We start from the raw sequence: 24,474 nt of genomic DNA on the forward strand, positions 1-24,474 counted from the left end.
GGCATCACCGCCTTCGGGCTGGTGTGACGGCCGCCCGGGCTCGTCCCGGGAGACCGCCCGCCGACTGCAGAGGCCCGCACCCTTCGGGGTGCGGGCCTCTCGCGTGCGTGGGTCCGTCCGCCGAGGTCAGGCGGGAATATCACCCTCGGCCCACCCGTTGAACCGCTGCGTGCCGCCTCGTCCAGCCGCCACGCCGCGGCAGTGCGGATACGCAACGATTCGAGGATTCCGACAGTCTCGACGTGCAGGACCTAGGGCGACTGGACATACTAGAACCAGATAGGTATGCTAGCGCTTTGCGCCCGCGTGTGCCCTCGACGCCTCCCCCTGCTTCCCGAAAGTCCTGGTCGCATCCCCACTCAGGGGATGCCTACCGGTGACCGGTGAATCCGGCAGAGCATCCTGCAGCACCGCAGAGCGTACAGCGTTCACCCGAACTGCAGGGAAGGACCCCTCTTGGCTGCCTCGCGCACCCCTTCAGCTCCGTCCGCCGAAGCCATTGCGAACCGTACCGCTTCCCGTCGCGTTTCCTTCGCAAAGATCTATGAGCCACTCGAGGTCCCCGACCTGCTTGGCCTGCAGACCGAGAGCTTCGACTGGCTCCTTGGTAACCCAGCCTGGCAGGGCAGGGTAGAAACTGCCAAGGCGGCTGGTCGTAATGATGTCCCGGAAACCTCCGGACTGGAAGAGATCTTCGAGGAGATCTCCCCGATCGAGGACTTCGGCTCCTCGATGTCTCTCTCCTTCTCGAACCACCGCTTCGAGCCGCCGAAGTACACGGCGGACGAGTGCAAGGAGAAGGACTTCACCTACGCGGCCCCGCTGTTCGTCACCGCGGAGTTCGTCAACTACACCACCGGTGAGATCAAGAGCCAGACGGTCTTCATGGGCGACTTCCCGCTCATGACCGCCCGCGGCACCTTCATCATCAACGGCACCGAGCGCGTCGTCGTCTCGCAGCTGGTGCGTTCCCCGGGCGTGTACTTCGAGCGCACCCCGGACAAGACCAGCGACAAGGACGTCTTCTCCGCGAAGATCATCCCCTCGCGCGGTGCGTGGCTCGAGTTCGAGATCGACAAGCGCGACGCCGTCGGCGTGCGTGTCGACCGCAAGCGCAAGCAGTCCGTCACGGTGCTGCTCAAGGCCCTCGGCATGACCGAGTCGGAGATCCGCGAGCAGTTCGCGGACTTCCCGTCCGTGCTCGACACGCTCGAGAAGGACCACGTCCACACCGAGGACGAGGCCCTGGTCGACCTGTACCGCAAGATCCGCCCGGGTGAGCCGCCGACGGTCGAGGCCGGTCGTGCGCTGCTCGAGAACTTCTACTTCAACCCGAAGCGCTACGACCTCGCGAAGGTCGGCCGCTACAAGGCGAACAAGAAGCTCGGTGTCGACGCGGAGCTGGCCGAGTCCACGCTGTCGCTGACCGACGTGGTCCACACGATCAAGTACCTGGCGTCGCTGCACGCGGACAAGACCACCATGGACGGCGTCCGCAACGGCCAGGCCGTCGAGGTGCGCGTCGAGACCGACGACATCGACCACTTCGGCAACCGCCGCATCCGCGCCGTGGGTGAGCTCATCCAGAACCAGGTGCGCACGGGCCTGTCCCGCATGGAGCGCGTGGTTCGCGAGCGCATGACCACGCAGGACGTCGAGGCCATCACGCCGCAGACGCTGATCAACATCCGTCCGGTCGTCGCGTCGATCCGTGAGTTCTTCGGCACCTCGCAGCTGTCGCAGTTCATGGACCAGAACAACCCGTTGGCCGGTCTGACGCACAAGCGTCGTCTGAACGCGCTGGGCCCGGGTGGTCTGTCCCGTGACCGCGCCGGCATGGAGGTCCGTGACGTCCACCCGTCGCACTACGGCCGCATGTGCCCGATCGAGACCCCTGAGGGTCCGAACATCGGTCTGATCGGCTCGCTGGCGTCGTTCGGTCGCATCAACCCGTTCGGCTTCATCGAGACGCCATACCGGAAGATCGTCGACGGCAAGGTCACCGACCAGATCGACTACCTGACGGCCGATGACGAGGACCGCTACATCATCGCGCAGGCCAACACGCCGCTGCTCGAGGACGGCACGTTCGTCCTCGACCGCGTCCTGGTCCGCACGAAGGGTGGCGAGACCAACGACATCCCGGGCGCCGAGGTCGACTACATGGACATCTCGCCGCGCCAGATGGTGTCGGTCGCGACGGCCCTGATCCCGTTCCTCGAGCACGACGACGCCAACCGCGCCCTCATGGGTGCGAACATGCAGCGTCAGGCCGTGCCGCTGGTGCGGTCCGAGGCCCCCGTGGTCGGTACCGGCATGGAGCGCCGTGCGGCGGTCGACGCCGGCGACGTCATCGTGGCGACCAAGCCCGGTGTGGTCACCGAGGTCTCGGCCGACCTGGTGCTCGTGGCGAACGACGACGGCACGACGGGCTCGTACCGCGTGCACAAGTTCGTGCGCTCCAACCAGGGCACGAGCTACAACCAGCGTGTGCTGGTCGACGAGGGTGCGCGGGTCGAGGTCGGCTCCGTGCTCGCGGACGGCCCGGCGACGGACGAGGGCGAGCTCGCGCTCGGCCGCAACCTGCTGGTCGCGTTCATGTCGTGGGAGGGTCACAACTACGAGGACGCGATCATCCTGTCGCAGCGCCTCGTGGAGGACGACGTCCTCTCCTCGATCCACATCGAGGAGCACGAGGTCGACGCCCGCGACACCAAGCTGGGCCCCGAGGAGATCACGCGGGACATCCCCAACGTCTCGGAGGAGGTCCTCGCGGACCTCGACGAGCGCGGCGTGATCCGGATCGGTGCCGAGGTCGGCGCCGGCGACATCCTGGTCGGCAAGGTCACCCCCAAGGGTGAGACCGAGCTGACCCCGGAGGAGCGCCTGCTGCGCGCGATCTTCGGCGAGAAGGCTCGCGAGGTGCGCGACACCTCGCTCAAGGTGCCCCACGGCGAGCAGGGCACGGTCATCGCGGTGCGCGAGTTCAACCGGGAGGACGGCGACGAGCTGCCCGCCGGCGTGAACCAGCTGGTGCGCGTCTACATCGCGCAGCGCCGCAAGATCACCGTCGGTGACAAGCTGGCCGGCCGCCACGGCAACAAGGGCGTCATCTCGAAGATCCTCCCGCAGGAGGACATGCCGTTCCTCGAGGACGGCACGCCGGTCGACGTCATCCTGAACCCGCTGGGTGTGCCGGGCCGCATGAACGTCGGCCAGGTGCTGGAGACCCACCTCGGGTGGATCGCCAAGCAGGGCTGGGACGTCTCCCTCGCGGAGGACAAGGGCGGGGACTGGCTGGAGAGCCTTCCCGAGGTCGCCCACAAGAGCGAGCCGAGCCGCCCCGTCGCCACCCCGGTGTTCGACGGTCTGGAGGAGGTCGCCCTGCGCGGTCTCTTCGGTGCGACCCTGCCGAACCGTGACGGTCAGCGCATGGTCAACCAGGACGGCAAGGCGCAGCTCTTCGACGGCCGCTCCGGCGAGCCGTTCCCGGAGCCCGTCTCCACCGGCTACATGTACATCCTGAAGCTGCACCACCTGGTCGACGACAAGATCCACGCGCGCTCGACCGGTCCGTACTCGATGATCACGCAGCAGCCGCTGGGTGGTAAGGCGCAGTTCGGTGGTCAGCGTTTCGGTGAGATGGAGGTCTGGGCTCTCGAGGCGTACGGCGCCGCGTACACGCTCCAGGAGCTGCTCACCATCAAGTCCGACGACGTCCCGGGCCGCGTCAAGGTCTACGAGGCGATCGTCAAGGGCGAGAACATCCCCGACTCGGGTATCCCGGAGTCCTTCAAGGTGCTTCTCAAGGAGATGCAGTCGCTGTGCCTGAACGTCGAGGTGCTCTCGAGCGACGGTGTCTCCATCGAGATGAAGGAGTCCGACGACGAGGTGTACCGCGCCGCTGAGGAGCTCGGCATCGACCTCTCGCGGCGGCCCAACGCCGCCTCCAGCGTCGACGAGATCTGATACCAGGCCGCGCCCGTGCACCGGGCGCGGGCCTGGACACCCCGAGGATTTTCGAGAACTTCAGGAAGTAGGACATCTTGCTCGACGTCAACGTCTTCGACGAGCTGCGTATCGGCCTCGCCACGGCCGAGGACATCCGTGCCTGGTCGCACGGTGAGGTCAAGAAGCCAGAGACCATCAACTACCGCACCCTCAAGCCGGAGAAGGACGGGCTCTTCTGCGAGAAGATCTTCGGTCCGACCCGCGACTGGGAGTGCTACTGCGGCAAGTACAAGCGCGTGCGCTTCAAGGGCATCATCTGCGAGCGCTGTGGTGTGGAGGTCACGCGTTCCAAGGTGCGCCGTGAGCGCATGGGCCACATCGAGCTGGCCGCCCCCGTCACGCACATCTGGTTCTTCAAGGGTGTGCCGTCCCGCCTGGGCTACCTCCTGGACCTGGCTCCGAAGGACCTGGAGAAGGTCATCTACTTCGCGGCCTACATGATCACGTCGGTCGACGACGAGGCCCGCCAGGAGGACCTGCCCAACCTGCAGAACGAGATCGATCTCGAGAAGAAGGAGATCTCCGACCGCCGGGACAACGACATCAACACCCGCGCCCAGAAGCTCGAGGCCGACCTGGCCGAGCTCGAGGCCGAGGGTGCCAAGGCCGACGCGCGCCGCAAGGTGCGTGACTCCGCCGAGCGCGAGATGGCTCAGCTGCGCAAGCGCGCGGACCAGGAGCTGGACCGCCTCGAGCAGGTCTGGGACCGGTTCAAGAACCTCAAGGTCGCCGACCTCGAGGGCGACGAGATGCTGTACCGCCAGCTCCAGGACCGCTACGGCACCTACTTCGAGGGTGCGATGGGCGCGAACGCGATCCAGCAGCGCCTGCAGAACTTCGACCTGGACGCCGAGGCCGAGTCGCTGCGCGAGACCATCCGCTCGGGCAAGGGTCAGCGCAAGACCCGTGCGCTCAAGCGCCTCAAGGTCGTGAACGCGTTCCTGACGACCACCAACTCGCCCACGGCGATGGTGCTCGACGCCGTCCCGGTCATCCCGCCGGACCTGCGCCCCATGGTGCAGCTCGACGGTGGCCGGTTCGCGACGTCGGACCTGAACGACCTGTACCGCCGCGTGATCAACCGCAACAACCGCCTCAAGCGGCTGTTGGACCTCGGTGCGCCCGAGATCATCGTGAACAACGAGAAGCGGATGCTCCAGGAGGCCGTCGACTCGCTGTTCGACAACGGCCGTCGTGGTCGCCCGGTGACGGGCCCCGGCAACCGTCCGCTGAAGTCGATCTCCGACATGCTCAAGGGCAAGCAGGGTCGATTCCGGCAGAACCTGCTCGGCAAGCGCGTCGACTACTCGGGCCGTTCGGTCATCGTGGTCGGCCCGCAGCTCAAGCTGCACCAGTGCGGTCTGCCCAAGCAGATGGCGCTCGAGCTGTTCAAGCCGTTCGTCATGAAGCGGCTCGTGGAGCTGAACCACGCGCAGAACATCAAGAGCGCCAAGCGCATGGTCGAGCGCACCCGCCCCGTGGTCTGGGACGTGCTCGAAGAGGTCATCACGGAGCACCCGGTGCTCCTGAACCGTGCGCCGACGCTGCACCGCCTGGGTATCCAGGCGTTCGAGCCGCAGCTCGTCGAGGGCAAGGCCATCCACCTGCACCCGCTCGTCTGCGGCGCGTTCAACGCCGACTTCGACGGTGACCAGATGGCCGTGCACCTGCCCCTGAGCGCCGAGGCGCAGGCCGAGGCCCGCATCCTCATGCTCTCGAGCAACAACATCCTCAAGCCGTCGGACGGCCGTCCGGTGACCATGCCCTCGCAGGACATGATCATCGGTCTGCACCACCTCACGAGCGACCGTCCGGGCGCCGTGGGCGAGGGCCGTGCGTTCGGCTCCGTGGCCGAGGCCATCATGGCCTTCGACCGGGGCGAGCTGGACATCAACGCGCAGATCAAGCTGCGGATGTCCGACCTGGTGCCGCCGCTGAAGGACTTCGAGGCGCCCGAGGGCTGGGAGCAGGGTCAGCAGCTGCTGTTCGACACCACGCTCGGCCGGTACCTGTTCAACGAGACGCTGCCCGTCGACTACCCGTACGAGAACGGGATCGCCGACAAGAAGCGCCTCTCGACGATCGTCAACGACCTCGCCGAGCGCTACCCGAAGGTCGAGGTGGCCGCGGCGCTGGACGCGCTGAAGGACGCCGGCTACCGGTGGGCCACGCGTTCCGGCGTCACGATCGCCATCTCGGACGTCGCGGCGCCGACCGTCAAGGGCGAGATCCTCGACGAGCACGAGGCCCGTGCCCTCAAGGTCCAGCAGCAGTTCGACAAGGGTCTGATCACCGACGACGAGCGCCGTCAGGAGCTCATCGAGATCTGGACCCAGGCGACCGACAAGGTCGCGTCGGCCATGCGGGTGAACCTCGAGAGCAACGCGCGGAACACCGTGATGCGCATGGTGGGTTCGGGCGCCCGTGGTAACTGGATGCAGGTCCGTCAGATCGCCGGTATGCGCGGCCTCGTGGCGAACCCGAAGGGCGAGATCATCCCTCGTCCGATCAAGTCCAACTACCGTGAGGGCCTGTCCGTCCTCGAGTACTTCATCGCGACGCACGGTGCCCGTAAGGGTCTGGCCGACACGGCCCTCCGTACGGCGGACTCGGGTTACCTGACCCGTCGTCTGGTGGACGTCTCGCAGGACGTCATCATCCGCGAGGAGGACTGCGGCACCGAGCGTGGCCTCACGCTGCCGGTCGCGGAGAAGCTCGCGGACGGCTCGCTCGTCCCGGACGACCGCGTCGAGACCAGCATCTACTCGCGTACCTTCGCGACCGACGTGGTGGACGCCGACGGCAACGTCATTGCGACCGCCGGGTCGGACGCCGGCGACGTCATCATCGACAAGGTCATCGCCGCGGGCATCGAGAGCGTCAAGGTCCGTTCGGTCCTGACGTGCGAGTCCCGCGTCGGTACCTGCGCCAAGTGCTACGGCCGGTCGCTGGCCACGGGTCTGCTCGTGGACATCGGCGAGGCCGTCGGCATCATCGCGGCGCAGTCGATCGGTGAGCCGGGCACGCAGCTGACGATGCGTACCTTCCACACCGGTGGTGTGGCTGCCGCCGAGGACATCACGCAGGGTCTGCCGCGTGTCACCGAGCTCTTCGAGGCCCGCACCCCCAAGGGTGAGGCGCCCATCGCGGAGTACACGGGTCGTGTGACGATCGAGGACACCGAGCGGACGCGTCACCTCGTGCTGACGCCGGACGACGGTGGCGAGGAGATCAAGTACCCGGTCACCAAGCGTGCCCGTCTGAAGATCGCGGACGGCGACCACGTGACGGTCGGTACCCAGCTCGTGCAGGGTGCCGTCGACCCGAAGAAGGTGCTGCGCATCCTCGGCCCGCGTGCCACGCAGACGCACCTGGTGGATCAGGTCCAGGAGACCTACCGCAGCCAGGGCGTGGACATCCACGACAAGCACATCGAGGTCATCGTGCGGCAGATGCTGCGTCGCGTGACCGTGCTCGACTCGGGTGACTCGCAGCTGCTGCCGGGTGAGCTCGCGGAGCGCATGCGCTTCGAGGACGCGAACCGCAAGGCCGTGTCGGAGGGTGGCCAGCCGGCCGCCGGCCGTCCGGAGCTGATGGGTATCACGAAGGCCTCGCTCGCCACCGACTCGTGGCTCTCGGCGGCCTCCTTCCAGGAGACCACCCGGGTGCTCACCGAGGCGTCGATGAGCGGTCGCCGTGACCCGCTGCTGGGCCTCAAGGAGAACGTCATCATCGGTAAGCTCATCCCGGCCGGTACGGGTCTGCCCCGTTACCGCAACGTCGAGGTCGAGCCCACCGAGCAGGCCAAGGCCGAGCTCTACCCGAGCTTCGGCTACGACGAGATCGACTTCCCGACCCTCGGTATGGGTTCGGGCGAGGCGATCCCGCTGGAGGACCTGGACCTCGGCGACTTCCGCTGACCTGATCCTCTGACCGTCAGATAGAGCGCCTGTCCTGCTCCGCACGGGTTCGTCCCGTGCGAGGGCCGGGCAGGCGCTCTACTTGGCGGTTTTCGGGTGCATCTCACACCCGATTCGTTTTGACCCCCCGTAGACACGCGGGTAACCTAGGAATCCGTGCCTGCGCCGTCGGGCCGCACCTCTTGAAGGCCGCCGCGAGGCAGCTTCGGAAGCGGCCGATGTGAGTGCGTGGGCATCCCGGCGAGATCCTCCGGGGCACGTCGTGCCCCGATGGTGGAGCCGGGCCATCGAGCCGGTGGTACGTGGCGTAGCAGTCCCTGTCTGGGGCTGTGGGTGCCGCATGCGATCGGCACGCACAAGCCAGAACCATTGACGGGGACGCCGGCAGGGCGTCGCCGAAGCTCAAGAAGACGACGGAGACGTAGTGCCTACGATCCAGCAGCTCGTCCGCAAGGGGCGGACCTCGAAGGCCGTGAAGTCGAAGACTCCGGCCCTCAAGGGTTCCCCCCAGCGGCGCGGCGTGTGCACCCGTGTGTACACCACCACCCCCAAGAAGCCGAACTCGGCCCTCCGCAAGGTCGCCCGTGTGAAGCTCTCCTCGCAGGTCGAGGTCACCGCGTACATCCCCGGTGTCGGCCACAACCTCCAGGAGCACTCGATCGTGCTCGTGCGTGGCGGCCGTGTGAAGGACCTTCCCGGTGTTCGTTACAAGATCGTCCGTGGCGCGCTCGACACGCAGGGCGTCAAGGGCCGCAAGCAGGCTCGGTCTCGTTACGGCGCCAAGAAGGAGAAGAGCTAATGCCTCGTAAGGGTCCGGCCCCGAAGCGGCCGCTCATCGTCGACCCGGTCTACGGGTCCCCCGTTGTCACGCAGCTGATCAACAAGGTCCTGCTCGACGGCAAGAAGTCGACCGCCGAGGCGATCGTCTACGGCGCCCTCGAGGGTGTTCGGTCCAAGACTGACGGCGACCCCGTCGTGGTGCTCAAGCGAGCGCTCGACAACGTTCGCCCGGCGCTCGAGGTTCGCTCCCGCCGCGTCGGTGGCGCCACCTACCAGGTGCCGGTCGACGTGCGCCCGACGCGCGCCACCACGCTCGCGCTGCGCTGGCTCACCGACTTCTCCCGCGCTCGCCGCGAGAAGACGATGACGGAGCGTCTCATGAACGAGATCCTCGACGCGTCGAACGGTCTCGGTGCCGCGGTCAAGCGCCGCGAGGACATGCACAAGATGGCCGACTCCAACAAGGCCTTCGCGCACTACCGCTGGTAGTAGCTTCCGAGCGGCCCCGGGTCACCCCCGGGGCCGTCGGTGGATGCATAACCGCCGGCCCCCAAGCCCACCTTCAGACCAAGGGGTAAGACACCGTGGCACTCGACGTGCTGACCGACCTGAACAAGGTCCGCAACATCGGCATCATGGCCCACATCGATGCCGGAAAGACGACGACGACCGAGCGCATCCTGTTCTACACGGGTGTGAACTACAAGATCGGTGAGACGCACGACGGTGCGTCGACGATGGACTGGATGGAGCAGGAGCAGGAGCGCGGCATCACGATCACGTCCGCCGCGACGACCTGCTACTGGAAGAACAACCAGATCAACATCATCGACACGCCGGGCCACGTCGACTTCACGGTCGAGGTGGAGCGGTCGCTCCGCGTGCTCGACGGCGCGGTTGCCGTGTTCGACGGCAAGGAGGGTGTCGAGCCCCAGTCCGAGACGGTGTGGCGCCAGGCGGACAAGTACGACGTCCCCCGCATCTGCTTCGTCAACAAGATGGACAAGCTCGGCGCGGACTTCTACTTCACCGTCGACACGATCATCAACCGCCTCAAGGCGAAGCCGCTCGTCATCCAGCTCCCGATCGGTGCTGAGAACGACTTCGAGGGCGTCGTCGACCTCATCGAGATGAAGGCGCTGACGTGGCGCGGCGACACCAAGATGGGCGAGGAGTACGAGGTCGAGGAGATCCCGGCCGATCTCCAGGAGAAGGCGGAGCAGTACCGCGCCCAGCTCATCGAGGCCGTCGCCGAGGCGGACGACGAGCTGCTCGAGAAGTTCCTCGGTGGCGAGGAGCTCACGATCCCCGAGATCAAGAGCGGCATCCGCAAGCTCGTCATCACCTCCGCGGCCTTCCCGGTCCTGTGCGGCTCGGCGTTCAAGAACAAGGGCGTGCAGCCCATGCTCGACGCCGTCATCGACTACCTCCCGTCGCCGCTCGACGTGCCGGCCGTCCAGGGCCACGACGTCAAGGACGCCGAGAAGATCATCGAGCGTCGCCCTGAGGAGTCGGAGCCGTTCTCGGCTCTCGCCTTCAAGGTCGCCACGCACCCGTTCTTCGGCAAGCTGACCTACGTCCGCGTGTACTCGGGCAAGGTCGCGCAGGGCGCCCAGGTGCAGAACTCGACCAAGGGCAAGAAGGAGCGCATCGGAAAGCTCTTCCAGATGCACTCCAACAAGGAGAACCCGGTCGAAGAGGCGCACGCCGGTCACATCTACGCGTTCATCGGGCTCAAGGACGTCACCACCGGTGACACCCTGTCGGACCCGCAGAACCAGGTCATCCTCGAGTCGATGAGCTTCCCGGAGCCCGTCATCGACGTGGCGATCGAGCCGAAGACGAAGGCCGACCAGGAGAAGCTGTCGACCGCGATCCAGAAGCTCGCGCAGGAGGACCCGACCTTCCGCGTGAAGCTGGACGAGGAGACCGGCCAGACCGTCATCGGCGGTATGGGCGAGCTCCACCTCGACATCCTCGTCGACCGCATGCGTCGCGAGTTCAAGGTCGAGGCGAACGTCGGCAAGCCGCAGGTCGCGTACCGCGAGACGATCCGTCGCACGGCGGAGAAGATCGACTACACGCACAAGAAGCAGACGGGTGGTTCCGGCCAGTTCGCCAAGGTCCAGGTGACCTTCGCGCCGCTGGAGACGGCTGAGGGCGAGCTCTACGAGTTCGAGAACGCCGTCACCGGTGGCCGCATCCCGCGCGAGTACATCCCGTCGGTCGACGCCGGTATCCAGTCGGCCATGCAGCAGGGTGTGCTGGCGGGCTTCCCCGTCGTCGGCGTGAAGGCGACGCTGATCGACGGTGCGTACCACGACGTCGACTCCTCGGAGATGGCGTTCAAGATTGCCGGTTCGATGGTCTTCAAGGAAGGCGTCAAGCGCGCCGACCCTGTCCTGCTCGAGCCGGTCATGGCCGTCGAGGTGCGTACGCCCGAGGAGTACATGGGCGACGTGATCGGCGACATCAACTCTCGACGTGGCATGATCCAGTCCATGGAGGACGCGACCGGTGTGAAGGTCGTTCGCGCCCAGGTGCCGCTCAGCGAGATGTTCGGTTACATCGGTGACCTCCGGTCGAAGACCCAGGGTCGCGCGGTGTACTCGATGCAGTTCGACAGCTACGCCGAGGTTCCCAAGGCGGTTGCCGAAGAGATCATCAAGAAGACCCGGGGCGAGTGAGTCCCCACAGGTCGACCCGCACAACCAACCTGTAGGAAAAACCGCACGCCCCGCAGTTGTAGGCTTCTTGGCCGGACATCTGCAACGTTCGGAACATCTACCCAAGTCCCAGGAGGACCCCAGTGGCTAAGGCCAAGTTCGAGCGGACCAAGCCGCACGTCAACATCGGCACGATCGGTCACGTCGACCACGGTAAGACGACGCTGACCGCCGCGATCTCGAAGACGCTTGCGGACAAGTACCCGGAGCTCCCGGCGAACACGCAGCGCAACTTCGACGAGATCGACGCCGCGCCGGAGGAGAAGCAGCGCGGTATCACGATCAACATCGCGCACATCGAGTACGAGACGCCGAAGCGCCACTACGCGCACGTCGACGCCCCGGGTCACGCCGACTACATCAAGAACATGATCACCGGTGCCGCCCAGATGGACGGCGCGATCCTGGTGGTCGCGGCGACCGACGGCCCGATGGCCCAGACGCGTGAGCACGTGCTGCTCGCCCGTCAGGTCGGCGTGCCCTACCTGCTCGTCGCGCTCAACAAGTCCGACATGGTCGACGACGAGGAGATCCTCGAGCTCGTCGAGATGGAGGTCCGCGAGCTGCTGTCGTCGCAGGAGTTCGACGGCGACAACGCGCCGGTCGTTCGCGTCTCGGGCCTCAAGGCTCTCGAGGGCGACCCGGAGTGGGTCGAGAAGATCGTCGAGCTGATGGACGCCGTCGACGAGAACGTTCCGGAGCCGGAGCGCGACCTCGACAAGCCGTTCCTCATGCCGATCGAGGACGTCTTCACGATCACCGGTCGTGGCACCGTCGTCACCGGCAAGGTCGAGCGTGGAACCCTGGACATCAACTCCGATGTCGAGATCGTGGGTATCCGCGTTCCGCAGAAGACCACCGTCACGGGCATCGAGACGTTCCACAAGCAGATGGACCAGGCGCAGGCCGGCGACAACACCGGTCTCCTCCTGCGTGGCATCAAGCGCGAGGACGTCGAGCGTGGCCAGGTCGTCGTGAAGCCGGGTTCCATCACCCCGCACACGAACTTCGAGGCGCAGGTCTACATCCTGGGCAAGGACGAGGGTGGCCGTCACAACCCGTTCTACTCGAACTACCGCCCGCAGTTCTACTTCCGCACCACGGACGTCACCGGCGTCATCACGCTGCCCGAGGGCACCGAGATGGTCATGCCCGGCGACAACACCGAGATGTCGGTCGAGCTGATCCAGCCGATCGCCATGGAGGAGGGCCTGGGCTTCGCCATCCGCGAGGGTGGCCGCACGGTCGGATCGGGCCGCGTCACCAAGATCCTCAAGTGATCCTGGAGCACGGACTCATCTGACGGAAGTCAGCTGAACGATGGGGCCTGGGCGCTTCGGCGTCCGGGCCCCATCGCGTAAGTAGTCCGTGTCACACGTCCTCCGTTTGGTACATGCGGAGACGTATGGCAAGATTGCATAGTTGCCTGTCACAGGCGTGCTCTTTCAAGTATCGAACAGTGTGCAGAACCGCAGTCCTTGGTCCCGGCTCGTCCGGGGTCAACAGAGGCTGGAGCGGTCACCCTCCCGGGGAGAAACCGGGTGAGGGGTCGCGGGGTTTGTTGCTAGCTGTTCGATGTGGACAGGGCGCCCCGCGGAGCACACATCCTTCGGATCTCCGAAGGCACTGTTCCGAGCAGGCTCGGCAAACGTCGTGGTCGGTCCGGCTGTAGAGCTGGGTCAGATCACTTCCCAACGGCCCCGGCACCAGCAATGGTGTTCTGCGCCCGGCTGTGCCGCTTTAAGCGACACGCCCGAGTGCGTGGGTCGGACAGTAGCGGTTCGAGAGAGAGAGTCAGACGACGCCATGGCGGGACAGAAGATCCGCATCCGGCTCAAGTCCTACGACCACGAGGTGATCGACAGTTCGGCGCGCAAGATCGTCGACACGGTCACTCGCGCTGGTGCGACGGTCGTGGGTCCGGTGCCGCTGCCGACGGAGAAGAACGTCTTCGTTGTGATCCGGTCGCCTCACAAGTACAAGGACAGCCGCGAGCACTTCGAGATGCGTACGCACAAGCGGCTCATCGACATCATCGATCCCACGCCCAAGGCCGTCGACTCGCTCATGCGACTCGACCTGCCGGCGGACGTGAACATCGAGATCAAGCTCTGAGGCTGGAGGACATCATGACCAACCAGCAGAAGAACGTGACCGCGTTGCTCGGTACGAAGCTTGGTATGACCCAGCTCTGGGACGAGGCAGGCCGCCTCGTGCCGGTGACCGTGGTCTCCGTGGGCACCAACGTGGTGACCCAGATCCGCACGGTGGACACCGACGGCTACGCGGCTGTTCAGCTCGCGGCCGGCCAGGTCGACCCCCGTAAGGTCACCAAGCCCCTCAAGGGCCACTTCGAGAAGGCCGGCGTCACGCCGCGTCGTCACGTGGCCGAGATCCGCACCGAGAACGCCGGCGAGTTCACGCTCGGCCAGGAGATCACCGCCGAGGCCTTCGAGGCCGGCGCCCTGGTCGACGTCGTCGGTACCACCAAGGGCAAGGGCACCGCCGGTGTGATGAAGCGTCACGGCTTCTCCGGCGTGGGCGCCTCGCACGGTGCGCACCGCAACCACCGCAAGCCGGGCTCGATCGGTGGCGCCTCGACGCCGTCGCGAGTCTTCAAGGGCGTGCGGATGGCCGGTCGGATGGGTAACGACCGCCAGACCACCCAGAACCTGACCGTTCACGCGGTCGACGTCGAGAAGGGTCTGCTGCTCGTCAAGGGCGCGGTTCCCGGCCCCAAGGGTGGCGTCGTCCTCGTGCGTAACGCCGCGAAGGGAGCGTGAACCCGATGACCGCTCTGACTGTCGACGTCCTGGACGCCAAGGGCAAGAAGTCCGGCACTGCCGAGCTCCCCGCTGAGGTGTTCGACGTCGCCGTGAACATTCCGCTGATCCACCAGGTGGTCGTTGCGCAGCGCGCAGCCGCTCGCCAGGGCACGGCCTCCACGAAGACTCGTGGCGAGGTCCGTGGTGGTGGCCGCAAGCCGTACAAGCAGAAGGGCACCGGTCGCGCCCGCCAGGGTTCGACGCGCGCCCCGCAGTTCGCCGGTGGTGGCATCGTCCACGGCCCGCAGCCGCGCAAGTACGACCAGCGCACCCCGAAGAAGATGAAGGCCGCCGCCCTCCGCGGTGCGCTCTCCGACCGCGCCCGTGCCGGTCGCGTGCACGTCGTCGCCGGCTTCGGCATCGACGGTGTTCCGTCGACCAAGACGGCGCTCGCCACGATCAAGACGCTGTCTGGACGCGAGCACGTGCTCGTCGTGACGCAGCGTGACGACGAGGCCACGGTCAAGTCGCTTCGCAACGTGCCCGAGGTGCACCTCCTGGTCGCCGACCAGCTGAACACCTACGACGTGCTCGTCTCCGACGACGTCATCTTCACCGAGGGTGCGCTCGCCGCTTTCCTCGAGGGCCCGGTCAAGGGTGCGAAGGCTGTCGCCACGGAGTCCGAGGCCGATACCGCTGAGGAGACCGCCAAGTGACCGTCACCGTGAAGGACCCGCGCGACATCCTGCTCGCGCCGGTCGTCTCCGAGAAGAGCTACAACCTTCTCGACGAGGGCAAGTACACCTTCATCGTGGACCCGAGCGCCAACAAGACCGAGATCAAGATCGCGATCGAGAAGGTCTTCAGCGTCAAGGTCGCCTCGGTGAACACGATCAACCGCAAGGGCAAGACGCGTCGCACGCGTTTCGGCCTCGGCAAGCGTAAGGACACGAAGCGTGCGATCGTTACCCTCCGCGAGGGAACGATCGACATCTTCGGCGGTCCGGTCGGCTGAGCTGACGAGAGACGATTGAGGACAGGTTTCCATGGGAATCCGTAAGTACAAGCCGACGACGCCCGGCCGCCGCGGCTCCAGCGTCGCCGACTTCGTCGAGGTCACGCGCTCGCAGCCGGAGAAGTCTCTGATCCGGCCGCTGAGCAAGACCGGTGGCCGTAACAACACCGGTCGAATCACGACGCGGCACAAGGGTGGCGGCCACAAGCGCGCCTACCGCGTCATCGACTTCCGTCGTCACGACAAGGACGGCGTGCCTGCGAAGGTCGCTCACATCGAGTACGACCCCAACCGCACGGCTCGCATCGCGCTCCTGCACTACGCGGATGGCGAGAAGCGCTACATCATCGCGCCGAACAAGCTGTCGCAGGGCGACCGCATCGAGGCCGGTGCAGGCGCCGACATCAAGCCCGGCAACAACCTGCCGCTGCGCAACATCCCGACCGGTACGGTCATCCACGCCATCGAGCTTCGGCCCGGCGGCGGTGCGAAGATCGCCCGTTCGGCTGGTGCGTCGGTGCAGCTCGTTGCCAAGGACGGCCCGTACGCGCAGCTGCGCATGCCGTCCGGCGAGATCCGCAACGTCGACCTGCGCTGCCGCGCGACGGTCGGCGAGGTCGGTAACGCCGAGCAGTCGAACATCAACTGGGGCAAGGCCGGCCGTATGCGGTGGAAGGGCAAGCGCCCGACCGTCCGCGGTGTCGCCATGAACCCGGTGGACCACCCCCACGGTGGTGGTGAAGGAAAGACGTCCGGTGGACGCCACCCGGTCAGCCCTTGGGGCCAGGCCGAGGGTCGTACCCGCCGTCCGAACAAGTCGAGCGACCGGATGATCGTCCGTCGCCGTCGTACCGGCAAGAAGCGCTGATAGGAGCCTGAAACATGCCTCGTAGCCTGAAGAAGGGCCCCTTCGTAGACGGACACCTCCAGAAGAAGGTGGACGTCCAGAACGAGAAGGGGACCAAGACTGTCATCAAGACCTGGTCCCGTCGGTCGGTCGTCACGCCCGACTTTCTCGGTCACACCTTTGCCGTGCACGACGGTCGCAAGCACGTCCCGGTCTTCGTGACCGAGGCGATGGTCGGCCACAAGCTCGGCGAGTTCGCTCCCACGCGGACCTTCCGCGGCCACGTGAAGGACGACAGGAAGGGTCGTCGCCGCTGAGGCGTGGGGTTCTCCTCACCACAGCAGTGATGACCTGGACTGTCTGAGAAAAGGAAGCAGGACAGCAATGGAAGCCAAGGCGCAGGCGCGGTTCGTCCGTGTCACGCCCCAGAAGGCCCGGCGCGTCGTGGACCTCATCCGTGGCAAGCAGGCCTCTGAGGCCGTCGCGGTGCTGAAGTTCGCACCGCAGGCCGCCAGCGAGCCGATCCGCAAGGTTGTGGAGAGCGCGATCGCCAACGCTCGGGTGAAGGCCGACCGCGCGAGCGAGCGCTTCGACGAGGGCGACCTGTTCGTCTCCGTCGCGCTCGTGGACGAGGGGCCGACGCTCAAGCGTTTCCGCCCGCGGGCTCAGGGACGTGCAACGCGCATTCTCAAGCGCACCAGCCACATCACCGTGGTGCTCGCTGACAAGGAAGGGGCCCGATAGTGGGACAGAAGGTTCACCCGCACGGGTACCGCCTCGGTATCACCACCGACCACCGGTCGCGTTGGTTCGCCGACAGCACCAAGCCTGGTCAGCGGTACCGCGACTACGTCCGTGAGGACGTGCAGATCCGCAAGCTCATGGGCACCGGCCTCGAGCGTGCCGGCATCTCCAAGGTCGAGATCGAGCGCACCCGCGACCGCGTCCGCGTGGACATCCACACGGCGCGTCCGGGCATCGTCATCGGCCGTCGGGGTGCTGAGGCAGACCGCATCCGCGGTGAGCTCGAGAAGCTCACGGGCAAGCAGGTCCAGCTCAACATCCTCGAGGTCAAGAACGCGGAGATCGACGCGCAGCTCGTTGCTCAGGGCATTGCCGAGCAGCTCGCCAGCCGTGTCTCGTTCCGTCGCGCGATGCGCAAGGGCATGCAGTCCGCCCAGCGTGCCGGTGCGAAGGGCATCCGCGTGCAGGTCGCCGGCCGCCTCGGCGGCGCCGAGATGAGCCGTTCGGAGTTCTACCGCGAGGGCCGCGTGCCCCTGCACACGCTCCGTGCGTACATCGACTACGGCTTCTACGAGGCCCGCACCACCTTCGGCCGTATCGGCGTGAAGGTGTGGATCTACAAGGGCGAGACCACCGAGAAGGAGTTCGCCGCTCAGCAGGCTGCAGCCGCGCCCCGTCAGGGCCGTGGCCGGGGCGACCGCCCTGAGCGTGGCGAGCGCGGCGGAGACCGTCGTGGCGGTCGTCGCAACGAGCGTCCGGCCGAGCGCAGCGCCGAGTCCGCCCCGGCGGCCGAGGCACCGGCCGCTCCGGCCGCAGAGACCGGAACGGAGGCCTGACCATGCTGATCCCGCGCAGGGTCAAGCACCGCAAGCAGCACCACCCGTCGCGCTCCGGCGCCGCCAAGGGTGGTACCCAGATCGCGTTCGGCGACTTCGGCATCCAGGCTCTGGAGCCGGCGTACGTCACCAACCGCCAGATCGAGGCGGCGCGTATCGCAATGACTCGCCACATCAAGCGTGGCGGCAAGGTGTGGATCAACATCTACCCCGACCGTCCGCTGACGAAGAAGCCTGCCGAGACCCGCATGGGTTCCGGTAAGGGTTCGCCGGAGTGGTGGGTCGCCAACGTCAAGCCGGGCCGCATCCTTTTCGAGCTGGCCGGTGTCGACGAGTCCCTTGCACGTGAGGCCATGCGCCGCGCGATGCACAAGCTCCCGATGAAGTGCCGTTTCGTGGTGCGCGAGGGTGGTGTCTGATGGCTATCGGTACCCAGGGGCTCGCCCCGATCGATCTGGACGGCATGGACGACGAGGCTCTCGTCGCCAAGCTGAAGGAAGCCAAGGAGGAGCTCTTCAACCTCCGCTTCCAGTCGGCGACCGGCCAGCTCGAGAGCCACGGTCGCCTCAAGGCCGTGCGTCGCGACATCGCCCGGATCTACACGATCCTGCGTGAGCGCGAGCTCGGCATCCGTACGGCTCCGAGCGTGAGTGAGTGAGGCAATGAGCGACAACACGACTGCTGCTGAGGCCGCCGAGGCCCAGCGCGCGACGCGTAAGGTGCGCCGCGGCTACGTGGTGAGCGACAAGATGGACAAGACCATCGTGATCGAGGTCGAGGACCGGGTGAAGCACCCGCTCTACGCCAAGGTCATCCGTCGCACCACCAAGGTCAAGGTGCACGACGAGCAGAACAGCGCCGGCATCGGCGACCTCGTTCTGATCATGGAGACCCGCCCGCTGTCCGCTACCAAGCGGTTCCGGCTCGTGGAGATCCTCGAGAAGGCCAAGTAAGGCTTCTCTTCCCGCTGGGGGCGGTGCGTGACACACGTACGCGTGGCGCCCCCAGCACAGCAACTATCCGTTCGACCAGGCTCGCCGGAACCAGTCCGCGCGAGAACCAGTTCGACGACAGGAGTTCACTCAAATGATCCAGCAGGAGTCGCGACTTCGGGTCGCCGACAACACGGGTGCCAAGGAGATTCTCTGCATCCGCGTTCTCGGTGGCTCCGGCCGTCGCTACGCCGGAATCGGCGACACCATCGTCGCCACCGTCAAGGATGCGATCCCGGGCGGCAACGTGAAGAAGGGCGACGTCATCAAGGCCGTCGTCGTCCGGACCGCCAAGGAGCGCCGTCGTCCCGACGGTTCCTACATCAAGTTCGACGAGAACGCCGCCGTCATCCTGAAGAACGACGGTGAGCCTCGCGGCACGCGCATCTTCGGCCCGGTGGGCCGCGAGCTGCGCGACAAGCGGTTCATGAAGATCATCTCGCTGGCTCCGGAGGTGCTCTGACCATGGCGAAGATCAAGAAGGGCGACCAGGTCATCGTGATCTCGGGTCGCGACAAGGGCAAGACCGGCCGCGTGCTCGAGGTCCTCAAGGACTCCGACCGCCTCGTGGTCGAGGGCGTCCAGCGCGTCACGAAGCACACCAAGGTGGGCCAGTCGCAGCGCGGCACCCGCACCGGTGGCATCGAGACGGTCGAGGCGCCGATCCACGTGAGCAACGTGATGATCGTCGACCCGGAGACCAAGAAGGGTACCCGCGTCGGGTACCGCCTCGAGCAGGTGGAGCGGGACGGCCGTAACAAGACCGTCCGGATCCGCGTCGCGAAGCGCTCCGGGAAGGACATCTGATGACCGAGACGACCATCGAGGCCCCGGCCCAGCCGCGCCTCAAGCAGAAGTACCGCGAGGAGATCCTCTCGGCGCTGATCGAGGAGTTCGGCCACAAGAACCCGCACCAGGCCGGCGGTCTCACGAAGATCGTCGTGAACATGGGTGTCGGCGACGCGGCCAAGGACTCGAAGCTCATCGAGGGCGCCATCCGCGACCTCTCGGCGATCACCGGTCAGAAGCCGCAGGTCACCAAGGCTCGTAAGTCCATCGCTCAGTTCAAGCTGCGCGAGGGCATGCCGATCGGTGCGCACGTCACGCTCCGCGGCGACCGCATGTGGGAGTTCCTCGACCGCCTGCTGTCCACCGCGCTGCCGCGTATCCGCGACTTCCGCGGTCTGTCGCCCAAGCAGTTCGACGGGCACGGCAACTACACCTTCGGTCTCACGGAGCAGTCGATGTTCCACGAGATCGACCAGGACAAGATCGACCGGGTCCGCGGTATGGACATCACGGTCGTGACGACGGCGACGACCGACGACGAGGGCCGCTCCCTGCTGCGCCGTCTCGGCTTCCCCTTCAAGGAGAACTGACATGGCGAAGAAGGCCCTGATCAACAAGGCGGCCGGCAAGCCGAAGTTCGCGGTTCGCGCCTACACCCGGTGCCAGAAGTGCGGTCGTCCGCACTCCGTCTACCGCAAGTTCGGCCTGTGCCGCATCTGCGTGCGGGAGATGGCCCACCGCGGCGAGCTTCCCGGCGTCACCAAGAGCAGCTGGTAACACAACTACGCCGTAGGTCTGTCCGGCCACACGAGGCCGTTCGGATACCCCGGCGAGGAAGGGCAAGAGCCCGATGACTATGACCGACCCGATCGCAGACATGCTGACCCGTCTGCGTAACGCGAACTCGGCACACCACGACACGGTCACCATGCCGTCGTCGAAGCTGAAGACGCACATCGCTGAGATCCTGCAGGCCGAGGGCTACATCACCGGCTGGTCCGTGGAGGACGCCCAGGTGGGCAAGTCCCTCACGCTCGAGCTGAAGTACGGCCAGAACCGGGAGCGCGCCCTCGTGGGTGTGCGCCGGATCTCCAAGCCCGGCCTGCGCGTCTACCGCAAGTCCACCGAACTGCCCAAGGTCCTCGGCGGCCTGGGCGTGGCGATCCTGTCCACGTCCTCCGGCCTGCTGACCGACCGACAGGCACAGGCCAAGGGCGTCGGCGGCGAAGTCCTCGCCTACGTCTGGTAATCCGGAAAGGAGAAAACGCCAATGTCTCGAATCGGCAAGCTTCCCGTTCCGGTCCCAGCCGGCGTGGACATCACTGTCAGCGGCGCGCTCGTGACCGTGAAGGGCCCCAAGGGTTCTCTCGAGCACAATGTGCCCGCACCCATCAATGTCGCTCAGGAGGACGCCCAGCTCGTGGTGTCCCGCCCGGACGACGAGCGGAACTCCCGTGCGCTGCACGGCCTCACCCGCACCCTGATCGCCAACATGATCATCGGTGTCACCGAGGGCTACGAGAAGAAGCTCGAGATCGTCGGTACTGGTTACCGCGTCGTGGCGAAGGGCTCGAGCCTCGAGTTCGCGCTGGGCTTCAGCCACCCCGTTGTCATCGAACCCCCCGCGGGTGTCACGTTCGCCGTCGAGAGCCCCACCAAGTTCTCGGTCGCGGGCATCGACAAGCAGCAGGTCGGCGAGGTCGCAGCGAACATTCGCAAGATCCGCAAGCCCGAGCCCTACAAGGGCAAGGGCGTGCGCTACGCCGGCGAGAACGTCCGCCGCAAGGTCGGAAAGGCTGGTAAGTGACGATGGCTATCAAGATCCTGGGCAAGGGCAAGGCCGTCGCTCGCCAGCGTCGTCACCTGCGCCTGCGCAAGAAGATCACCGGCACCGCCGTTCGCCCCCGTCTGGTCGTCACCCGCTCCGCGCGCCACATGGTGGCGCAGATCGTGGACGACAGCGTGGGCAAGACCGTCGCCTCGGCGTCGACCCTCGAGGCCGACCTGCGTGCGTTCGACGGCGACAAGACGGCCAAGGCCCGCAAGATCGGCGAGCTTGTCGCCGAGCGTGCCAAGGCTGTCGGCGTCGACACCGTCGTGTTCGACCGCGGCGGCAACAAGTACCACGGTCGCGTCGCTGCAGTGGCTGACGGCGCCCGCGAGGGCGGTCTGGCCCTGTGATGACCAACGCACGGAAGAAGAGGACTCTCTGATGGCTGCAGGGCAGCGCAGCGGCGCCCCCCAGGGTGCCGCCACCGAGAACAAGGACCGTAACGACCGCCGTGGCGGCGGCCGTCGCGACGACCGCCGCGGGGCGCGCGAGGAGAAGAGCGCCTTCGTCGAGAAGGTCGTCTCCATCAACCGCGTCTCCAAGGTCGTCAAGGGCGGCCGTCGCTTCAGCTTCACCGCGCTCGTCGTGGTGGGCGATGGCGACGGCACCGTCGGCGTCGGCTACGGCAAGGCCAAGGAGGTGCCCGCGGCGATCGCCAAGGGCGTCGAGGAGGCGAAGAAGAGCTTCTTCCGCGTCCCTCGCATCCAGGGCACCATCCCGCACCCCATCCAGGGTGAGGCTGCTGCCGGCGTCGTGTTCCTGCGTCCGGCGTCGCCGGGTACCGGTGTGATCGCCGGTGGTCCGGTCCGCGCCGTGCTGGAGTGCGCCGGTATCCACGACGTGCTGAGCAAGTCGCTCGGTTCGTCCAACGCGATCAACATCGTGCACGCCACGGTCGCGGCCCTGCAGGGTCTCGAGGAGCCGGCCGCTGTTGCCGCTCGTCGTGGGCTCCCGCTGGAGGACGTGGCCCCGGCCGCGCTGCTCCGCGCGCAGGCCGCGGGTCGTGCCGAGTCGACTGCAAAGGCGGGTGCGTGATGGCTCGACTCAAGGTGACTCAGACCAAGTCCGCCATCGGCGGCAAGCAGAACCAGCGTGACACGCTGCGGACGCTCGGCCTCAAGCGGATCGGCGACACCGCCGTGAAGGAGGACCGCGCGGAGATCCGTGGCATGGTCAAGACGGTGGCGCACCTCGTCGCCGTCGAGGAGGTCGAGTGATCATGGCGGAGAACAAGCCGCTGAAGGTCCACCACCTCCGTCCTGCCCCCGGCGCCAAGACCGCGAAGACCCGTGTGGGTCGCGGTGAGGGCTCGAAGGGTAAGACGGCGGGTCGTGGTACCAAGGGTACGAAGGCTCGTTACCAGGTGCCCGCGGGCTTCGAGGGTGGGCAGATGCCTCTGCACATGCGCCTTCCGAAGCTGCGTGGGTTCAAGAACCCGTTCCGGGTCGAGTACCAGGTCGTGAACCTGGACAAGCTTTCCGCGCTGTTCCCCGAGGGTGGCTCCGTCACCGTCGAGGACCTGGTCGCGAAGGGCGCCGTCCGCAAGGGCGAGCCCGTGAAGGTGCTCGGCAACGGTGAGATCACCGTCAAGCTCGAGATCGCGGTCGACCGCGTCTCGACGTCCGCCAAGGAGAAGATCCTGGCGGCCGGCGGTTCGGTCTCGGAGGCCTGAGACAGCTGACAGGGCCGGCGGCGCGTGAGCGCGGCCGGCCCTGTGTGCTCTCTTGAGTATTTCCCGGAGCGAACGTGGTCCACCGGACCCCGTAAGCAACGTAGAATCCGACACGGTCTGGCTGCACCGTTGTGGTCTGGCCCACGTTCGACTCACCTCGCCGGCGTCCAGCCGGCGACACTAGATCCCGCAACGGCGGGCCAGGAGGATAGGGTGCTCAGCGCTTTCGGCCGGGCTTTCCGGACGCCAGACCTGCGGCGCAAGCTGCTGTTCACGATCGCGATCATGGCGATCTTCCGGCTCGGGTCGTTCATCCCGACCCCCGGCGTGGACTACGCGAACGTGCAGCAATGTATCGCCCAGGCGGGCAACAACTCGCTGCTCGGCCTCATCAACGTCTTCAGCGGCGGCGCGCTGCTGCAGCTGTCGATCTTCGCCCTCGGGATCATGCCGTACATCACGGCGAGCATCATCGTGCAGCTGCTTCGCGTGGTCATCCCACGCTTCGAGGCCCTGCACAAGGAAGGCCAGTCGGGCCAGACCAAGCTGACCCAGTACACGCGCTACCTCACGATCGCCCTCGCGATCCTGCAGTCGACGACCGTCATCACGACGGCGCGCCAGGGCGTGCTCTTCCAGAACTGCGGTCTCGACGTGATCGTCGACGACACCATCCTCACCTCGATCTTCATGGTCATCACCATGACCGCGGGTACGGGCCTGGTCATGTGGCTCGGCGAGCTGATCACCGAGCGCGGTGTCGGCAACGGCATGTCGCTGCTGATCTTCACGTCGATCGCGGCGAGCTTCCCGACCTCCCTGTGGTCGATCGCCGGTGGCGCCAACGGCGTCGTGAACTTCACGATCATGATCCTGGTCATCGTCCTGGTGATCGGTCTCGTGGTGTTCGTCGAGCAGTCGCAGCGCCGCATCCCGGTGCAGTACGCGAAGCGCATGGTAGGCCGCCGCATGTACGGCGGTACCAGCACGTACATCCCGATCAAGATCAACATGTCCGGCGTGATCCCCGTGATCTTCGCGGCGTCGATCCTCGCCATCCCGGGCCTTCTCGCCCAGTTCGGGGACCAGAGCTCCGAGTGGGTCATCTGGATCTCCAACAACCTGGTCCAGCAGTCGTCGCCGCTCTACATCGCGGTGTACACGCTGATGATCATCTTCTTCTGCTTCTTCTACACGTCGATCACGTTCAACCCGGACGAGGTCGCGGACAACATGAAGAAGTACGGCGGCTTCATCCCCGGCATCCGTGCCGGCCGCCCCACGGCGGAGTACCTCGACTTCGTGATCACCCGGATCACCTCCGCCGGTTCCCTGTACCTCGCGCTGATCGCGCTGATCCCGACGCTGGTGCTCGTCTTCCTTGGCGTCAGCACCAACCTGCCCTTCGGCGGTAGCTCGATCCTCATCGTGGTCGGCGTCGGGCTGGAGACGGTCAAGCAGATCGACTCCCAGCTGCAGCAGCGCCACTACGAAGGATTCCTCCGTTGAGCCAGACTCCCACCACCACCTCTCGCCGCGAGCTGCA

At 66.4% G+C, this 24,474-nt stretch carries 28 protein-coding genes; all 28 read left to right on the forward strand.

All coding sequences use genetic code 11. The features are described 5' to 3' along the window. Positions 1-456 precede the first annotated feature (456 nt). The 28 genes from rpoB (at position 457) to secY (ending at position 24,437) form a co-directional block, all read left to right on the forward strand. Positions 457-3,969: a DNA-directed RNA polymerase subunit beta gene (gene rpoB / locus ACIPN7_RS04820; protein ID WP_400538522.1), complete on the forward strand. Its 3,513-nt coding sequence runs from the start codon at positions 457-459 to the stop codon at positions 3,967-3,969. 77 nt (positions 3,970-4,046) lie between these two features. Continuing rightward, on the forward strand, positions 4,047-7,931 hold the full coding sequence (locus ACIPN7_RS04825) for a DNA-directed RNA polymerase subunit beta' (protein ID WP_400538524.1): 3,885 nt from the start codon (positions 4,047-4,049) through the stop codon (positions 7,929-7,931). A 424-nt stretch (positions 7,932-8,355) separates the two neighbouring features. Further along, a complete protein-coding gene (gene rpsL / locus ACIPN7_RS04830; RefSeq protein ID WP_182620557.1) occupies positions 8,356-8,730 on the forward strand; it encodes a 30S ribosomal protein S12 in 375 nt (124 codons plus the stop codon). Then, positions 8,730-9,200: a 30S ribosomal protein S7 gene (rpsG, locus tag ACIPN7_RS04835; protein WP_182620558.1), complete on the forward strand. Its 471-nt coding sequence runs from the start codon at positions 8,730-8,732 to the stop codon at positions 9,198-9,200. The genes rpsL and rpsG overlap by 1 nt, the downstream gene beginning before the upstream one ends. Before the next feature lie 95 nt (positions 9,201-9,295). After that, complete coding sequence (gene fusA, locus ACIPN7_RS04840; RefSeq protein WP_400538527.1) at positions 9,296-11,398, forward strand: elongation factor G; 2,103 nt, start codon at positions 9,296-9,298, stop codon at positions 11,396-11,398. Between the two features lie 122 nt (positions 11,399-11,520). Further along, complete coding sequence (tuf, locus tag ACIPN7_RS04845; RefSeq protein ID WP_285100985.1) at positions 11,521-12,717, forward strand: elongation factor Tu; 1,197 nt, start codon at positions 11,521-11,523, stop codon at positions 12,715-12,717. 526 nt (positions 12,718-13,243) lie between these two features. Further along, positions 13,244-13,552, forward strand: a complete 309-nt coding sequence (gene rpsJ, locus ACIPN7_RS04850; RefSeq protein WP_019146773.1) for a 30S ribosomal protein S10 — start codon at positions 13,244-13,246, stop codon at positions 13,550-13,552. Positions 13,553-13,566: 14 nt separating this feature from the next. Continuing rightward, a complete protein-coding gene (gene rplC, locus ACIPN7_RS04855; protein ID WP_400538530.1) occupies positions 13,567-14,220 on the forward strand; it encodes a 50S ribosomal protein L3 in 654 nt (217 codons plus the stop codon). Positions 14,221-14,225: 5 nt separating this feature from the next. Continuing rightward, entirely contained in the window at positions 14,226-14,918 is a 693-nt protein-coding gene (rplD, locus tag ACIPN7_RS04860) for a 50S ribosomal protein L4 (protein WP_400538533.1), read from the forward strand. Further along, the gene (gene rplW / locus ACIPN7_RS04865; RefSeq protein ID WP_182620563.1) at positions 14,915-15,217 is read left to right on the forward strand and encodes a 50S ribosomal protein L23; all 303 of its coding nucleotides are present in this window, start codon (positions 14,915-14,917) and stop codon (positions 15,215-15,217) included. Before rplD ends, rplW begins: the two co-directional genes overlap by 4 nt. Before the next feature lie 31 nt (positions 15,218-15,248). Further along, positions 15,249-16,085 (forward strand): 50S ribosomal protein L2, encoded by an 837-nt coding sequence (gene rplB, locus ACIPN7_RS04870; protein ID WP_020016116.1) that lies wholly within the window; start codon positions 15,249-15,251, stop codon positions 16,083-16,085. 14 nt (positions 16,086-16,099) lie between these two features. Then, entirely contained in the window at positions 16,100-16,381 is a 282-nt protein-coding gene (rpsS, locus tag ACIPN7_RS04875) for a 30S ribosomal protein S19 (protein WP_116673590.1), read from the forward strand. A gap of 67 nt (positions 16,382-16,448) precedes the next feature. Further along, the gene (gene rplV, locus ACIPN7_RS04880) at positions 16,449-16,808 is read left to right on the forward strand and encodes a 50S ribosomal protein L22 (RefSeq protein ID WP_108492299.1); all 360 of its coding nucleotides are present in this window, start codon (positions 16,449-16,451) and stop codon (positions 16,806-16,808) included. Then, entirely contained in the window at positions 16,808-17,644 is an 837-nt protein-coding gene (rpsC, locus tag ACIPN7_RS04885) for a 30S ribosomal protein S3 (RefSeq protein ID WP_400538538.1), read from the forward strand. Before rplV ends, rpsC begins: the two co-directional genes overlap by 1 nt. A gap of 2 nt (positions 17,645-17,646) precedes the next feature. After that, entirely contained in the window at positions 17,647-18,063 is a 417-nt protein-coding gene (rplP, locus tag ACIPN7_RS04890) for a 50S ribosomal protein L16 (protein ID WP_108492297.1), read from the forward strand. Further along, positions 18,063-18,302, forward strand: a complete 240-nt coding sequence (gene rpmC, locus ACIPN7_RS04895) for a 50S ribosomal protein L29 (RefSeq protein WP_108492296.1) — start codon at positions 18,063-18,065, stop codon at positions 18,300-18,302. Before rplP ends, rpmC begins: the two co-directional genes overlap by 1 nt. A 4-nt stretch (positions 18,303-18,306) precedes the next feature. Further along, on the forward strand, positions 18,307-18,597 hold the full coding sequence (gene rpsQ / locus ACIPN7_RS04900) for a 30S ribosomal protein S17 (RefSeq protein WP_400538541.1): 291 nt from the start codon (positions 18,307-18,309) through the stop codon (positions 18,595-18,597). Between the two features lie 133 nt (positions 18,598-18,730). Then, a complete protein-coding gene (rplN, locus tag ACIPN7_RS04905) occupies positions 18,731-19,099 on the forward strand; it encodes a 50S ribosomal protein L14 (protein WP_020016123.1) in 369 nt (122 codons plus the stop codon). A 2-nt stretch (positions 19,100-19,101) separates the two neighbouring features. Continuing rightward, positions 19,102-19,443, forward strand: coding sequence for a 50S ribosomal protein L24 (rplX, locus tag ACIPN7_RS04910; RefSeq protein WP_182620567.1), 342 nt, complete (start codon positions 19,102-19,104; stop codon positions 19,441-19,443). Beyond that, a complete protein-coding gene (rplE, locus tag ACIPN7_RS04915; protein ID WP_377230649.1) occupies positions 19,443-20,015 on the forward strand; it encodes a 50S ribosomal protein L5 in 573 nt (190 codons plus the stop codon). Before rplX ends, rplE begins: the two co-directional genes overlap by 1 nt. A gap of 1 nt (position 20,016) precedes the next feature. After that, positions 20,017-20,202 carry a type Z 30S ribosomal protein S14 gene (locus ACIPN7_RS04920; RefSeq protein WP_020016126.1) on the forward strand — a complete coding sequence of 62 codons (186 nt, stop codon included), beginning with the start codon at positions 20,017-20,019 and terminating at the stop codon, positions 20,200-20,202. A gap of 73 nt (positions 20,203-20,275) precedes the next feature. Further along, entirely contained in the window at positions 20,276-20,674 is a 399-nt protein-coding gene (gene rpsH, locus ACIPN7_RS04925) for a 30S ribosomal protein S8 (protein WP_400538545.1), read from the forward strand. 21 nt (positions 20,675-20,695) lie between these two features. Further along, positions 20,696-21,232, forward strand: a complete 537-nt coding sequence (gene rplF / locus ACIPN7_RS04930; RefSeq protein WP_400538547.1) for a 50S ribosomal protein L6 — start codon at positions 20,696-20,698, stop codon at positions 21,230-21,232. 2 nt (positions 21,233-21,234) lie between these two features. After that, positions 21,235-21,606, forward strand: coding sequence for a 50S ribosomal protein L18 (rplR, locus tag ACIPN7_RS04935; RefSeq protein ID WP_400538550.1), 372 nt, complete (start codon positions 21,235-21,237; stop codon positions 21,604-21,606). Between the two features lie 31 nt (positions 21,607-21,637). Then, positions 21,638-22,291, forward strand: a complete 654-nt coding sequence (rpsE, locus tag ACIPN7_RS04940) for a 30S ribosomal protein S5 (RefSeq protein WP_400538552.1) — start codon at positions 21,638-21,640, stop codon at positions 22,289-22,291. Then, positions 22,291-22,473 carry a 50S ribosomal protein L30 gene (gene rpmD, locus ACIPN7_RS04945; RefSeq protein WP_020016131.1) on the forward strand — a complete coding sequence of 61 codons (183 nt, stop codon included), beginning with the start codon at positions 22,291-22,293 and terminating at the stop codon, positions 22,471-22,473. Before rpsE ends, rpmD begins: the two co-directional genes overlap by 1 nt. 2 nt (positions 22,474-22,475) lie before the next feature. Beyond that, the gene (rplO, locus tag ACIPN7_RS04950) at positions 22,476-22,928 is read left to right on the forward strand and encodes a 50S ribosomal protein L15 (RefSeq protein ID WP_285100994.1); all 453 of its coding nucleotides are present in this window, start codon (positions 22,476-22,478) and stop codon (positions 22,926-22,928) included. Between the two features lie 213 nt (positions 22,929-23,141). Beyond that, positions 23,142-24,437: a preprotein translocase subunit SecY gene (gene secY / locus ACIPN7_RS04955; RefSeq protein WP_400538556.1), complete on the forward strand. Its 1,296-nt coding sequence runs from the start codon at positions 23,142-23,144 to the stop codon at positions 24,435-24,437. Positions 24,438-24,474 lie beyond the last annotated feature (37 nt).

This window comes from Promicromonospora sp. NPDC090134 (genome assembly GCF_044746965.1).
Taxonomy (GTDB): Bacteria; Actinomycetota; Actinomycetes; order Actinomycetales; family Cellulomonadaceae; genus Promicromonospora.